The following is a 14,381-nucleotide window of genomic DNA, read 5'->3' as shown; positions in this document are numbered from 1 at the left end:
AGGGTTTTGTAAATTTTTTACTGTTTAGGGCTTTTTTCTATAGAAATGCTTGTATTTGCCTGTGAAGTGTCGCGCATATCATTTGTAAAGCTTTTACAGGTTTTTCGCTAACATTCTTTCGCGACCGCCCGCGACGGGCATGACACACCGCTGTTTCCCGCGCTCAGCAGAGAATCTTTGCATTTGCCACGACCTTCCCAAAGGTCAATTCCACCATTGCGAGAGCGCGGCACACCCGCCCCACCAGCGTCTTGCCACTGCCGTTTCCCTTGCGTTCAGCGGCGGTCATGGACCATCGTCCGGGGATCAACTACCAAAGCCGAAGGCCAAACCACAGGTGCACCATGCCCGGATCAATTGACACTCTGCTTCAATCGCGCCGCTCAACCCGCGCCTTCACCGCAGCTCCCGTGCCGCGCGCGGCATTGGAACATATGTGCCAGGCAGCCCGGCGCGCGCCAAGCGGTGCGAATTTGCAACCGGGGCAGTTTCATGTCCTGACGGGTCCAGCGCTTGGCAGCTTGGTCGCAGCCCTGCACGAGGCACAGGAACAGGGCACGCCGCACCGGGCAGAGTATTCCTATTTCCCGACCCCCATGCCGACGGAGTTGAAGGCCCGGCAGCGGGCGGCAGGCTATGCGCTCTATCAGGCATTGGGCATCGGGCGGCGCGACGTGGCTGGGCGGCGCGCCCAGTTTGCCCGCAACTATGCGTTTTTCGACGCGCCCGTCGGGGTGGTCGTGACCATCCAACGGGACATGGGCAAGGGCTGCTTTATGGATCTTGGAATGTCGCTGATGTCTTTCCTGCTCTCCGCCGAGGACCAAGGCTATGGGGCGACGGGGATCGGGGCACTGGCAAATTACGGCCCAGAGGTTCACCAACACCTGGGCCTGCCGGACGACGAAATGGTCGTTTGCGGTATCGCAGTTGGGGTGGCAGACCAAGCTGCTCCGGAAAACCAATTCAGAACCGCGCGTGCCGATCTGGAGACATTTACCAGCTTTCACGGCTTCGACTGACCGACCGATCAGTCATCCGCGCGCATCACCAAAGCCGTGCCAAGCCCGCCCGCAGCCGCGATCGCCGCGACGCCGGTGCCACCTTTGTCGCGCAACTCGTGAAACAAGCGCACTGCAAGAACGGCACCCGAAGCGCCAATGGGGTGGCCGCGCGCCAACGCCCCTCCCGCAGGGTTCACAATGCCCCGCGCAATCCCTGCACCTTGTTGGCACGCCACGGCCTGAACGGCGAAGGCTTCCATGATCTCAGCTGTCGACAATGTTGACGGGCTTTGGCCTGCTTTTGCCAAGGCCGCATCGATTGCCGCGACCGGCGCCAAACCCGGCAAGCAGGGATCACCGCCCAATGTCGCGCCGGACAGGATGCGCACCACCGATCGAGCATGGCGTTGCGCAACTTTGTCAGACACCACCAGACAGAACGCAGCCCCATCCGCCGCGACTGCCATGTTTGCCGCCGTTATGTCGCCGGTCACGGACGGCGCACGTGCACATAACGCAGGTGTCAGGCGACGTGTAAAACCGTCACGTGAATGGCCAGCAATCGTGACGATTTCCTTACCTTGGTCCAAGCGCTGCGCGGCGCGGGCCTTGGCGTGGCTTTCCACCGCCCAGTCATCCTGCATCTGGCGGGAATATCCCAGCGCACGGGCCAGTTGGTCTGCTGCCTCGGCCATGTCCGGGTCGCGGTCGGGCCACGGCGTGAACCGCGCCTGCTCATAGGGTTGGGGTGGCGTGTCGCCTGCGCGACGGTGCGCCCGCACGGGACGACGCGAATAGCTTTCCGCCCCGCCCGCCACTACGACATCATGAAGGCCGGAAGACACCATCGCGCGGGCCAGCATCAGCGCATCAAGGCCGCCACAGCACTGCCGATCAATCGACAGCCCGGCGACACGCATCGGCAACCCTGCAGCCAGACTCGCGATGCGAGCAGGGTTCCCCCCGGCGCCCAATGCGTTGGATAGGATCAGCTCGCCCACCTCATCAGGTGCAAGGCCTGCATCCTCAAGCAACGCGCTGATCACGGGGGCCGCAAGGTCATGGATATCGAGCGTCGCGAAGGCCCCGTCATGTGGCATCACGGCTGAACGACGGGCGGCGATGATATGCGCATCGCTCATATCGCGGTCTCCAGCATACGCTGAAGTGCCAGCAAGTCCGGCTTTCCGGCCGCAAGAAGCGGCATGTCATCGACGAATACAATGCGGCGCGGCGTGGCGTGTGGCCCCAAGCCATCGCGACAGGATTTTAGCAGCGATTGGGCCAGGGTCAGGTTTGTTGGGCCTTCCACTATTCCGACAATAGAATGCCCTCGTCTGGGGTCTTTGACGGGTATTGCTGCGAATTTTCCAACATCTCCCGTCGCCATGATCAAGGCCTCGACCGCCTCGGGAAAGACATTTTGGTCAGACACCGTGATCATGCGGTTCTTGCGCCCCAAGACGGTCAGATTGCCGCGATCGTCCAACAGCCCCATTTCGCCAATCGACAAATAGCCGTCTTGCCACAAGGTATCGGCGCATCCGCCCTCTGCATAGCTGTCAAACAGATACGGGCTATTGACCCAGATTTCGCCGGGCCCGCATGTTTCCTGCCCGCTGCCATCACGCACTGCCAGTGTAACCCCAGGATAGGCGCGACCGACTGACCCTTCCGGCGTGTCAGGGTGACTGAGGGTGATAAAGCTGGTTTCCGAGGCGCCAAAGAACTCTCGCAGCTCAGCATTCGGAAAAAGGTCATCGAGGCGCGCGCGAGTGGGGGAATCCAGCTTGCCACCGCCACAAAACAGCCAGCGCAACGTCGTCAGCGGTCGATCTGCAGCATCGCAAAGCAACCGCAGCTGGGTGGGCGTGGCATACAGAACCTGAACCCGGTTTTCTCCGATCTGACGAGCTTGCGCGCGCGGCGTCAGCCCCGTCAGCACCGTCAGGTCAGCGCCTAGATGCAAAGCTTCGAGCACTGCATAGAGCGTCAGCGAATGCCCCAGGGCTCCCAGCACCGCATAAGGTGTCGCGGCACCGACCGCGAACTGATCAATCGTCACATCGAAGCTCGCGATCCACGAGGCCGGATGGCGGCGAATGGTCTTCGCCGCGCCCGTCGATCCGGCGCTTTGCACCAAAAGCCACTGGCCTTGGCCGGTTGACAGTTCAGGTGCAGTGGCAAAACCACCCGACGGCGTGACCCGCAAGCTAGCCCCGTCGGCCAGAGCGTTGCGCAGCGCAGCCATGCCCAGCGCCGCCGCTGCGCCTTTCGCAGACTTGTCAGCCCCCGGCACGGTAACCTTGCTTTCGCTGTTGCGTCGAAAATGGTCTGCGGTCACGACCGTTCCTTACCGTCTGTTCAGCTCGCACTATAACGACGGATGGCGCCAGCCCAACAGGCTTTTGCGTCCTTACAGGTCAACGCAGGCACTGTTCGCTGGTGGTGACGAAAAACATCGCATCGCTGCCTTCAGGCGCGGCATTATAGATGCGGTGTTCAGCGATGATGTGTTCGCCCGCTTGCGTCATCAGGCAATCACAGGACGGCCGCCGACGCGAATGAGCAGGTTCTGTTTGAGCCCTCGCCCTGCTGGGCGAGATCAATATTTCAACATCCCAGCCCCATTTCTGCTCGCCATCGCCGGGTTGGACTTGACTGTTTCGCGCATTGAAAGCCCGCGCCAAACCCGATTGCAGCACGGTGACGCCAATCAAGCGCAATTGGTCTTGGCCCTTGAACGCATCACCGATCCGGCAAGGCGACAGCGTCACCGGATCGGGCGTCGAATGGCGCTAAGGACGCACGACGTAGACAGAACAATGCGAATGGCGGACGACGCGGGCGGCGTTCGGACCAAGCAGATAGTCCTTCAGATCCGGGCGATGCGCGCCGATGACGATCAGGTCAGATTTGCCCAGCTTGGCGGCGCGCAGCACTTCTTCGTAGACGCTGCCCATCGCCACGATGTGACGCACTTTTGCATCCTGTTCCGCCCCCAAAGTCTTTTTCGTCATCTCCTTCAGAAGATCGCCCGCGTGGTTCTTGGCGCTATCCACGTGGTGGTCTTGGAAATAGGCCCCCACGACGGTCATCCCAAAATCCGGCACGACAGTGATCACGTCAAGCTGGGCGTCATCCACCTTGGCCAGTTTGGCCGCAGTGGTCAGCACCTGTTTTTCTTCGTCAGGACGGTTGATGTCGACGGCACAAAGGATTGTCTTTGTCATGCCAGTTCTCCTTGCGGTGTTTCATCTTCTGCGCGGCGCGATTGCAAGAAGGCCACAAAGGCCAGCAGCAACAGCGCTGGAATAAAGATAAGCTCTTTCGGCAGTTGATTGGACGGGGCCTGCACCGTCGCGATCTGCACGGGTTCGTCACCATAGAAATCAAAGGTCGACAGCTTGTCAGACAGGAAGGTGCCGAACATCGGCTCGTCCAGTTTGATGGTTTCCCCTTCAGGCACGAGCATGACGCCAAGGCTGTCCAAGCGGGCCTGAACATCGGCACCTTCTGGCACGTCGAACACAACCGTCAGGTCCTTGCTTTCCAGCGTATCAAAGTCTGGGCCGCGGATGACGGCGCGAAGTTGATCACCCGGTGATGCTTCCTCAAGCGCGGTGGCAAACTGGGCGGGCGGGATTTCCGCAAATGGCGGCTGGATCTGGTTCATGAAGAAGCCCGGACGGAACAGCGCGAAGGCAATCACCAACAGTGCAACCGTTTCCCAGATGCGGGATTTGGTCAGGAACCACCCCATCGTGCCAGCCGTAAAGACAAGGATGCCGATGGTCGAGACAATGAAGACGATAATGCCTTGCGTCACCGTCACGTCGATCAGCAAAAGGTCGGTGTTGAAGATGAACACAAACGGCAGCGCCACGGTTCTGAGGCTATAGAAGAACGCCGTGAACCCGGTGCGGATCGCGTCACCACCCGACACAGCGGCAGCCGCGAAACTGGCCAGCCCCACAGGGGGCGTCACATCCGCCATGATCCCGAAGTAGAACACAAAGAGGTGCACCGCGATCAGCGGCACGACCAGCCCGGACTGCGCGCCCAGTTCGACCACAACCGACACCATCAGCGAGGATACCACGATATAGTTCGCCGTCGTTGGCAGGCCCATCCCTAGGATCAGCGACAGGATCGCCACGAAGACCAGCATCAGGATCAAATTGCCGCCCGACAGAAACTCGACGAAATCGGCCATGACCTGCCCGATCCCGGTCAGCGAAACCGTGCCCACGATGATCCCGGCGGTGGCTGTCGCCAGACCAATGCCGATCATGTTGCGCGCGCCGTCGATCATTCCGTCGATCAGGTCTTTCACGCCCTCGTGCAATTTCGCAATCGCGTTGGTTTCGCCACGGAAAACCGCTTTCAGAGACTTCTGCGTCAGCAAGATGCCAAACAGCAGGAACGTCGCCCAGAAGGCAGACAGGCCGGGTGATTTGCGTTCGATCATCAGGAAGTAGACCAAAACGATAATCGGCAGCATGTAGTAAAGCCCCGACTTATAGATCTTGGCCACGTCGGGCAGCTCGACCACATCCGCATTGGCGTCATCAGCTTCCAGATCGGGCACTTGTGCGGCCAGATAGATCAGGGCGACATAGATTGCAAAAAGCAGGAGCGAAAGCACCCATCCCGACCCGGACGGGAACAGCGACGTGATCCAGCCGACGGGATATTGTGTGGCATAGCACAAAAGGGCGAAGCCTGCGAAGAAGGCGAACATGCCGCCGATTGTCCGGCCCATCGACACCACCTTGTTGCCGATGGTCGGCATGCGAGTTTTCACCGCCTCGAGGTGCACGATGTAGACCAGCGCGATGTAGGAAATGATCGCGGGCAGGAAGGCGTGGGTGATCACCTCGACATAGGAAATGCCCACATATTCCACCATCAGGAAGGCCGCGGCCCCCATAACGGGTGGCATGATCTGACCATTGACGGACGAGGCAACCTCGACCGCGCCAGCCTTTTCAGCCGAGAAGCCAACGCGCTTCATCAGCGGAATGGTGAACGTGCCGGTGGTGACGACGTTGGCAATCGACGAACCTGAAATCAGGCCAGTGGCGGCCGAACCGACAACGGCGGCTTTCGCGGGACCACCACGCAGGTGACCCAGCGCGCCAAACGCCATCTTGATGAAATAGTTGCCTGCGCCTGCCCGGTCGAGCAGCGCGCCAAACAACACGAACAGGAAGACGAATTTGGTGGACACGCCCAGCGCGATGCCAAAGACACCTTCAGAGGTGATCCACATATGGCTCATCGCTTTGCGCAAGCTTGCCCCTGCCCAGCGGATCTGGTCGGGCACAACTTCGGATGACCCAAAGAAAACGTAGAAAAGAAAGACCACGGCAAGGGCAACCATGACGGGGCCCAGCGTGCGGTAAGCGGCAAGGAACAGAAAGCCCAGCGCGACCAGCGAGATCATCGCATCGGTGTCGTCCGCAAGACCGCCATTGGCGACGATCTTTTCGTAAAAGAAATAGCCATACATGGCGAGGATCGCTCCCCCGACACCGAAGATCCAGTCATACCAAGGGATGTAATTGCGTGGGCTGGACTTGAACAACGGGTAGGCCATCGCGGCCAGGAAGATCGCAAACGCCAGATGGATCTGGCGCGAGTTATTGATCAGATCACCCGGCAGAACATAGGGCGCAACCGGAGAGGCCAAAAGCACCTGAAAAACCGACCAAAGCAGCGCGATGGCTGCAATCATCAGCCCAACGGGACCATGGGGGTTTCGGGCACCTGTATCACTGGCGGCGACAAGCTCCTGAAGCTCCGCTTCGCTAAGCGCTCTTTCTTGCGTCGTTGACATCTGTCTCTCCCTTGGCTGTGAAGCGGCAGCCCGCATTGGTTCGTTGGTTGTTAACACGCCCGGTCTTTGCGCCGGGTCGAACACTCAGGGGCGGCGCACCGCCCCCGAGCAAAGATGTGCCTGAAGGCGCTTACTCGATCAGGCCTTTTTCTTTGTAATACTTCGCAGCACCAGGGTGCAGCGGAGCGGACAGACCAGCCGAGGCCATTTCCTTCGGGTCAAGATTGGCGAACGCAGGGTGCAATCCCTTGAAGTCCTCGAAGTTTTCAAAGACCGAGGAAACGACGGCATAAACGGCATCTTCCGACACTTGGTCCGAGCTGACAAACGTAGCGCCCACACCGAAGGTCATCGTGTCCGCGTCATTGCCGCGATACATGCCGCCGGGGATGGTGGCAGTCCGGTAGAACGAGTTTTCTTCGACCAGCTTGTTCACCACGTCGCCCGACACTTCGACCAGAACGGAATCGCACGCGGTGGTGGCTTCCTGAATCGACCCCGAGGGGTGACCGACGGTGTAAACCATCGCATCGATCTGGTTGTCACACAAAGCAGCCGACTGTTCGGACGCTTTCAGCTCGGTCGCAAGGGCGAAATCGCCCGAGGTCCAGCCAAGGGCGGCCAGCAGCACTTCCATCGTGCCGCGCTGACCCGATCCGGGGTTGCCGATGTTGACGCGCTTGCCCTTCAGGTCCTCGAATGTCTTGATGCCGCTATCTGCGCGGGCCACGACGGTGAACGGCTCAGGGTGCACCGAAAAGACGGCGCGCAGACCTTCGAAGGGCCCTGCATCTTCGAACTTCGAGGTGCCGTTATAGGCGTGATACTGCCAGTCGGACTGGGCCACACCAAACTCCAGCTCGCCTTCGCGAATGGTGTTGATGTTGTAGACCGAACCGCCAGTCGACTCGACCGAGCAGCGCACACCGTGATCCTTGCGGCCCTTGTTTACCAGACGGCAAATCGCGCCGCCGGTCGGGTAATAGACCCCCGTCACCCCACCGGTGCCGATGGTGATGAACTCCTCGGCCATTGCGGCTGGGGCGAGCACCGCGGTGGCGGCAATCCCTGCTAGGGTTAGTTTAAACTTGTTCAACATCATAATACTCCCTTGTGTTGATGTTCTTTTTCTATTCGGACCACACTTCGGCCATCTGCCGATTGCGCAGCTCGACTTCTGCGATACGTTCCTGCGCCAAAGCGCCGGACCGCCCGACAACCATTCCAATGATCGTTTCGATCAAGAAAAGCGTTGCCACATAGGATGAGAAAAATTGGGGGCTCTCGGTCGGCACGACAAACGCCGCCGATGCAAATTCAAGCGCCGGACACATGTGCGAATCTGTGATCACCACCACAAAAACATCGAGCTGCTGTGCCAGCTTGGCGGCCTTGATTACATTCGATGCGAAGGGCGGTTTGGTTACGATCAAAAGCACGTCACGCTGGTCCAGCCCGGTCAACGCGCCCCCCAAAGACGCCCCCATCCGGTTGGCAAGCACCCAATTGTCAGCACAAAAGTTCGCCATATAAGACAGATATTCGATCACCCCGGTCGATCCAAGTGCGCCGAGCAAAAGCACCTTGCGCGCGCCGGCCAGTTCTTCGACGGTCCGCTCAAGTTCGGCATGGTCCAAGGCGGCAACAGTCTGCCTGAGGTTGCTTTGGCAGGCGTCCAGGTGAAGATCCACAAACCGGTCCGCGCCGTATTCGTGCTGTTTTTGAAGCTGCTCGGCGCGCGTGGCAAAGTTGTTGACCCGGCGGTCGATCTTGTCGCGCATCTCTTCCCGCAAGGCTTCGAAATCTTCATAACCCAACGCTTTAGCCAAACGCGAAAACGCAGCGGGCGAAACGCCACTGTTGCGTGATACCGTGCGCAGCGGGCGGGTGACGACATCCAATGGGTTGGCAACCAGAAAATCGGCAGCCCCTTTCAGGGCACCGCTCAAATCTGCATAGGCCAACGCCAGCCTCTTTTCGAAGCTCTTCTTCACGAAGTCCCCCTGGTTGGACAATTTCAGTGTTCTCTTTGTTTCATGGATTGTCAATTGCTGTCTGGTTTGTTTCAATACCATTGAATTGCGGGAGGATTCCATGTCGCACGTTTTTCCCAGACACAGCAAAGTCATGCCACCGATTGCAGACCATGGGGATGGCATATACCTTATTGATACAGAAGGCAAAAAATACCTTGATGGATCCGGCGGCGCGGCCGTTTCGTGCCTGGGTCACTCTGACCCTGACGTGATCCAAGCGGTCAAGACGCAGGTCGATAAGCTGGCATTCGCGCATACGGGATTTCTGTCCTCGGCGCCCGCAGAGCGGCTTGCCGATCGCCTGATTGCCCATGCACCAGACGGAATCGACCGGGTCTATTTCGTTTCGGGCGGATCCGAGGCGGTTGAAAGCGCGCTGAAGCTGTCCCGGCAATACATGATCGAAACAGGCCAGCCCAAGCGCACCAAGTTCATTTCGCGCAAGCAAAGCTATCACGGCAACACGCTGGGCGCGCTTGGCACGGGCGGTAATGAATGGCGGCGCGAACCATTTTCGCCAGTGATGGTGTCGGCCTCTCACATCTCGCCCTGTTATGAATACCGCCTGCGCAAGGACGGTGAAACACAAGAGGACTATGGCCTGCGCGCCGCAAACGAGCTTGAGGCTGAATTGCTGCGTCAGGGTCCCGAAACCGTCATCGCCTTTATTGCGGAACCGGTTGTGGGCGCGACGACGGGCGCGGTGCCGGCGGTGCCGGGCTATTTCAAACGCATCCGCGAGATCTGTGACCAATACGGCATTTTGCTGATTTTGGACGAGGTCATGTGCGGCATGGGGCGCACCGGCACGTTGTTTGCCTGCGAACAGGATGGCGTCAGGCCCGACCTGATCACAATCGCGAAGGGGTTGGGGGCTGGGTATCAACCCATCGGCGCGATGCTATGTTCGGCGCAGATCTATGAGGCGATCGAACACGGCAGCGGCTTCTTCCAGCACGGCCATACCTATGTCGGTCACCCCGTTGCCTGTGCGGCAGGTGACGCGGTGGTGAAAAAGCTAACCGAAGGCGGTCTGGTCGTGCGATCCGCCCAGATGGGCGAGACCTTGATGACCGCCCTGACCGACGCCTTTGGTCAGCATCCCCATATCGGCGACATCCGTGGGCGCGGCATGTTTCGCGGGCTGGAGATCGTGCAGGATCGAGAGACCAAGACCCCCTTTGACCCCGACAAGCGCATTGCCGCCAAGGTCAAAGCCGCAGCGATGGCGAACGGGCTGATCTGCTATCCGATGGCGGGCACAATTGACGGACAGCGCGGCGACCACGTGTTGCTGGCGCCACCCTTCATCATCACCGAGGACCAGATCGGAGAACTGGTCGACAAACTGTCCAAATCCTTCGCCGAGGTGCTATGACCCCGCTTCCGTCGCTCATGGTCGCCCCGAACGGGGCCAGATTGACCAAGGCCGACCACCCGGCCCTGCCCATGACCCTGACCGAGATCGTGGACTGCGCTGCGGCCTGTCAGGCGGCGGGTGCGGATGGGCTTCACCTGCACTTGCGCGATGCAGGCGGTGGGCACCTGCTGGACGCAAGCGCCTATCGCGACGCCGTGGCCGCGCTGTCCGCCCGCGTGCCCGATATGGCCGTGCAGATCACCACCGAGGCGGTTGGGATCTATGACCCACCGCACCAGCGAAAGATCGCGCTGACCTCTGGTGCGACGCTGGTCTCAGCCTCTGTGCGCGAATTGTGCCGTGATCCGCTGGATGTCACGCGCGCCTTTTATGAAGATTGCGCCGCGCAGGGGATCGCGATCCAGCACATCCTTTATGACACCGACGATGCAGCCCTTCTGGCACGCGTCTTGCCGGCTGATCTGCTGGCCGCGCCCGATTTGCAATTGCTGTTCGTGCTGGGCCGATACGCGGCCGACCAGAACTCGGACCCGGGCGATCTGGATCCCTTTCTGAACTGGATGACCGAGGCGGCATTGACGCCTGACTGGGCGGTCTGTGCCTTTGGGCAGAACGAAACCGCAGCCCTTGTGCGGGCCGCAAAGCTCGGCGGCAAATGCCGTGTCGGGTTCGAAAACGCACGCACCCACCCCGATGGCCGCATCGCGCGTGATAATGCCGAACGGGTCGCATGTGTCGCGGAACGGATCAAACGCTAGATCAGGACCCGTTTGATAGGTCCAATTGGTCAGGGGCGGTCCAGAATATAGTCCGGCTGAATGCCCGATGCTGCGATCGGCCCCTGCACCTCCTGCCCACTGAAAAACCCATACCCGGCAATCAACGCCGAGGCGACACCAGCAACCTGCGCGCCCAGAATGTCGGTGTGCAAGCTGTCGCCCACCATCACCGTGCGGCTGCGATCAACATCGCCCAGTTGGGCAAACGCGAGATCATAGATGTTCTGGAACGGTTTGCCGAAAAACTGCGGCGTGACACCGGTTCGGTCTGCAAGCCGATGTGCATAATGCCCCGGCTCGATCGAAAACCCGTGCTCGCGCGGGGCGACGATATCGGGATTGCCCACCAACACAGGGCGCGGGCGGCGGGTCAACGCGGCCTCGAGCAGGTGTTGCGCGTCGTCCGTCCAACTGGAACTGCCAAGCATCAAGAACCCGTCAACCGCGTTATAGGCTGACGGCCCTGCCCCAAGATAGGTCACGGTCAGATGATCGGTTCCTTCGCGGCCGAAGCTTTCCTGCGCGACCAACCCCCAATGCCGGTCTGGCATCGCGCCAATGGCATGCAGCACGGCCTTGCGGCTGGTGATCACATCCTCGGGCGCAAAGTCATAACCAAGGCGTTTGTATTTCGCCATCAAGGTGGAATGCGGATAGCCCGCTGCGTTTGACACCACCATCACCCGCTTACCGGCCCGCTGCAGATCGGCCACGCGCCCCGGCACGCCGTCGATTGCGGTTTCGCCGATGTTCAGAACCCCAAAGGCATCCAGAAGGAACGTGTCAAAATCTTGGGCCAACGCCTCAAGGTTTGGCAGCGCGCGACAAGGCGCTGCCCGGTTGGGAGCGGGCAACCTGTGCCGCACCGCCTCGTAAGCGGCGAAGGCTTCGGGCATCCTCAAATGATGGCGCCCCGAACTTTCGCCGACACCCATTCCGAAATGACAACCGCCAGCAAGATCACAAGCAGGATCAGCGACACTTGCGGCCACGCCAACACGTTCAGCGACGACGACAATTGCAGCCCGATGCCCCCGGCACCAACAAGCCCCAGAACCGTGCTTTCGCGGATGTTGATGTCCCACCGGAAGACGGCGATGCCGGCAAAGGCGGGAAGGATTTGCGGCACGATGCCATAGGCCATGATCTGCCAGCGACTTGCGCCGGTTGCGGTGATGGCCTCGACCTGCGTTTCGTCAATCTCTTCGATGGCTTCGTAGAGCAACTTGGCGCAAAACCCGATCGACCGGATGGCGATGGCAACCACGCCTGCAAAGACCCCCGGCCCAATGATTGCGATCAGCAATAGCGCCCAGATCAGCGAGTTGATCGAGCGGGTGGCCACGATGATCAACAACGCGATCGGGCGCACCAGAAATCTGGACGGCGTGGTGTTTCGTGCGGCCGCGAAAGCCACGGGAACCGCCAACACCAGCGCAATGATGGTGCCCAGCGTGGCAATGTTCAACGTATCCCATATCGGTTTGCCCAGCTGCGTGAAATATACCCATTTCGGCGGCGTAGCGCGCGTCCAGATGTCGTTTGCAATGCGTGGTGCGTCCCAAACGAAAAACCACGTGGTCGCGTCCGAGATCTGTTGCCAGCAATAGGCGAAGATCGCCACGCCGGTCAGCCAAAGAACCCAGTGAAACAAGCTTTCGCGCCCGGTGCGACGTTGCCAGAGTTTCTGGTCGTTGTAGTCCTGCACAGGCATTACTGCACCCTCGCCCGGATGAGGCCCGATAAGTATTCAAGCGCCATGACAATGATAATGATGATCAGAAGGATCGCGGCGGCGGTATCATATTCGTAGCGATCAAAGGCAGTGTTCAGCGTCGCCCCGATGCCACCGGCCCCGACAAGCCCAAGAATGGCGCTTTCGCGGAAATTGATATCCAGACGATACATCGACAGCCCGATCAGGCGCGGCATGACCTGCGGCTGGACGCCATAGTTGATCCACTGCATCCATTTCGCGCCCGAAGCCTTGATCGCCTCAGCCTGCACACGGTCCATGCTTTCGATATCTTCGGCCAGCAGTTTGGACAGAAAGCCAATGGTGGCGAAGCTAAGCGTCAGAAAGCCTGCGAGCGGCCCGAAGCCGAAGATCGCCACCAGCAAGATTGCCACGATGATTTCCTGAAGCGCGCGCGACACAGCGATGATCCCACGGCAGATCATATAGATCGGCAAGGGCGCAACATTTCGCGCCGCCCCCAAAGCGATGGGTATGGAAATCGCGATCCCGACCACCGAAGACGCGACGGTCATGATGATGCTCTCTATCATACCGTCCCAGATATCGCCCGATCGCGATGAGAAATCAGGGCTGGTGAACGCCAGCACGAACTGCTTTCCGCGCTCAAGCCCCTCGTAGACGCGTGACCAGTTGATCTCGATGGTCATGAAGGCTGCGATCAGATAGGCGACGAAACCCGCGACCAACACCCAGCGCAGCCAACGGCGCTGGATGAACGGTTGTTTCTTCCAGGGCTTGCCCAGAATCGCTTCGAGTTCCGTGCTCATTGTGCGGCCTCGATGGTGTCGTCGATCTCTTCGTCATCGACTTTCTCGATGGTCGCCTCCCAATCCTCTTCGCCGTAGATCGTCGTCAAAACGTCCGGGGTCAACCCATCGGGGGGGCCGTCAAATTCGACCGCACCGAACCGCAACCCAATAACACGCTGCACGAACATCTGCGCCAATGCCACGTCGTGGATGTTGATAATGGCCGCCAATCCGCGCTCTTTGCAGAGCTCACAGATCAGACGCATGATTTGGCGGGATGTCTTGGGATCAAGCGATGCAGTGGGTTCATCCACCAGCAAAAGGGCCGGGTTCTGGATCAAGGCGCGGCAGATACCAACCCGCTGACGCTGACCACCCGACAACTCGTCGGCGCGCTTATCCGCCATATGGGCCAGACCCACACGGTCCAGCAGGCGAAAGGCCTCGTCCACATCCGATTGTGGGAATTTGCGCAGGAAGCTGCGCCAAAACCCGACATAGCCCAAGCGGCCCGACAGCACGTTTTCCATCACCGTCAGGCGTTCAACAAGTGCGTATTCCTGAAAGATCATGCCCATGCGGCGGCGTTCTTTGCGCAGCGCACCGGCAGACAGACCAGTCAGTTCGGTCCCGGCAAGATACACCTTGCCCGAGGTCGGCTCGACCAGCCTGTTGATACATCTGATCAGTGTGGATTTCCCGGCACCCGACGGGCCAATCAGGGCCAGCACCTGGCCCTCGGGGATCTCAAGATCAACGGCTTTTAGCGCCTGATCCCCGGTCTTGTATGTCTTTACGAGCTTCTCAAGCCGCAGCATGAAAGCCTCCCTG

15 protein-coding genes are annotated in these 14,381 nt (G+C 59.8%); 3 read left to right on the top strand and 12 right to left on the bottom strand.

Going from position 1 to position 14,381, the window contains the following annotated elements; genetic code table 11:
• Positions 1-163: 163 nt before the first annotated feature.
• Complete coding sequence (locus ACXYMP_RS05225; RefSeq protein WP_298567846.1) at positions 164-289, bottom strand: hypothetical protein; 126 nt, start codon at positions 287-289, stop codon at positions 164-166.
• A 55-nt stretch (positions 290-344) separates the two neighbouring features.
• Here ACXYMP_RS05225 and ACXYMP_RS05220 point away from each other — a divergent pair, with 55 nt between their 5' ends.
• A complete protein-coding gene (locus ACXYMP_RS05220) occupies positions 345-1,022 on the top strand; it encodes a nitroreductase (RefSeq protein WP_458904757.1) in 678 nt (225 codons plus the stop codon).
• A gap of 8 nt (positions 1,023-1,030) precedes the next feature.
• On the opposite strand, the gene ACXYMP_RS05215 is transcribed toward ACXYMP_RS05220, so the two are convergent.
• From ACXYMP_RS05215 to ACXYMP_RS05185, 7 genes are all read right to left on the bottom strand, one after another.
• The gene (locus tag ACXYMP_RS05215) at positions 1,031-2,146 is read right to left on the bottom strand and encodes a thiolase family protein (protein WP_458904755.1); all 1,116 of its coding nucleotides are present in this window, start codon (positions 2,144-2,146) and stop codon (positions 1,031-1,033) included.
• Complete coding sequence (locus tag ACXYMP_RS05210; RefSeq protein WP_458904753.1) at positions 2,143-3,348, bottom strand: AMP-binding protein; 1,206 nt, start codon at positions 3,346-3,348, stop codon at positions 2,143-2,145. The genes ACXYMP_RS05215 and ACXYMP_RS05210 overlap by 4 nt, the downstream gene beginning before the upstream one ends.
• A 79-nt stretch (positions 3,349-3,427) precedes the next feature.
• Complete coding sequence (locus ACXYMP_RS05205; protein WP_458904751.1) at positions 3,428-3,781, bottom strand: hypothetical protein; 354 nt, start codon at positions 3,779-3,781, stop codon at positions 3,428-3,430.
• Positions 3,782-3,802: 21 nt separating this feature from the next.
• Positions 3,803-4,237 (bottom strand): universal stress protein, encoded by a 435-nt coding sequence (locus tag ACXYMP_RS05200; protein WP_298567853.1) that lies wholly within the window; start codon positions 4,235-4,237, stop codon positions 3,803-3,805.
• Complete coding sequence (locus ACXYMP_RS05195; protein WP_458904749.1) at positions 4,234-6,846, bottom strand: TRAP transporter permease; 2,613 nt, start codon at positions 6,844-6,846, stop codon at positions 4,234-4,236. The genes ACXYMP_RS05200 and ACXYMP_RS05195 overlap by 4 nt, the downstream gene beginning before the upstream one ends.
• Before the next feature lie 130 nt (positions 6,847-6,976).
• Positions 6,977-7,945, bottom strand: coding sequence for a TAXI family TRAP transporter solute-binding subunit (locus ACXYMP_RS05190; protein ID WP_298567857.1), 969 nt, complete (start codon positions 7,943-7,945; stop codon positions 6,977-6,979).
• 31 nt (positions 7,946-7,976) lie between these two features.
• On the bottom strand, positions 7,977-8,840 hold the full coding sequence (locus ACXYMP_RS05185; protein WP_298567859.1) for a MurR/RpiR family transcriptional regulator: 864 nt from the start codon (positions 8,838-8,840) through the stop codon (positions 7,977-7,979).
• A gap of 100 nt (positions 8,841-8,940) precedes the next feature.
• Between ACXYMP_RS05185 and ACXYMP_RS05180 the strand changes: the two genes are divergently transcribed.
• Both ACXYMP_RS05180 and ACXYMP_RS05175 read left to right on the top strand, forming a co-directional pair.
• Complete coding sequence (locus tag ACXYMP_RS05180) at positions 8,941-10,260, top strand: aspartate aminotransferase family protein (RefSeq protein ID WP_458904746.1); 1,320 nt, start codon at positions 8,941-8,943, stop codon at positions 10,258-10,260.
• Positions 10,257-11,021: a 3-keto-5-aminohexanoate cleavage protein gene (locus ACXYMP_RS05175; protein WP_298567863.1), complete on the top strand. Its 765-nt coding sequence runs from the start codon at positions 10,257-10,259 to the stop codon at positions 11,019-11,021. The genes ACXYMP_RS05180 and ACXYMP_RS05175 overlap by 4 nt, the downstream gene beginning before the upstream one ends.
• 29 nt (positions 11,022-11,050) lie before the next feature.
• Here the strand turns inward: ACXYMP_RS05175 and ACXYMP_RS05170 are convergent, their stop codons facing one another.
• From ACXYMP_RS05170 to phnC, 4 genes are read right to left on the bottom strand one after another with little or no spacing between them, the layout of a single operon-like run.
• Positions 11,051-11,938 carry an HAD-IIA family hydrolase gene (locus ACXYMP_RS05170; RefSeq protein ID WP_458904743.1) on the bottom strand — a complete coding sequence of 296 codons (888 nt, stop codon included), beginning with the start codon at positions 11,936-11,938 and terminating at the stop codon, positions 11,051-11,053.
• A 2-nt stretch (positions 11,939-11,940) separates the two neighbouring features.
• Positions 11,941-12,756 (bottom strand): phosphonate ABC transporter, permease protein PhnE, encoded by an 816-nt coding sequence (gene phnE / locus ACXYMP_RS05165; protein WP_458904741.1) that lies wholly within the window; start codon positions 12,754-12,756, stop codon positions 11,941-11,943.
• Entirely contained in the window at positions 12,756-13,568 is an 813-nt protein-coding gene (phnE, locus tag ACXYMP_RS05160; RefSeq protein ID WP_298567869.1) for a phosphonate ABC transporter, permease protein PhnE, read from the bottom strand. The genes phnE (ACXYMP_RS05165) and phnE (ACXYMP_RS05160) overlap by 1 nt, the downstream gene beginning before the upstream one ends.
• Entirely contained in the window at positions 13,565-14,368 is an 804-nt protein-coding gene (phnC, locus tag ACXYMP_RS05155; protein ID WP_298567871.1) for a phosphonate ABC transporter ATP-binding protein, read from the bottom strand. The genes phnE (ACXYMP_RS05160) and phnC overlap by 4 nt, the downstream gene beginning before the upstream one ends.
• Positions 14,369-14,381: the final 13 nt, after the last annotated feature.

This window comes from Aliiroseovarius sp. CAU 1755, from assembly GCF_054482655.1.
This window is presented reverse-complemented; position numbering and strand designations above follow the sequence as displayed.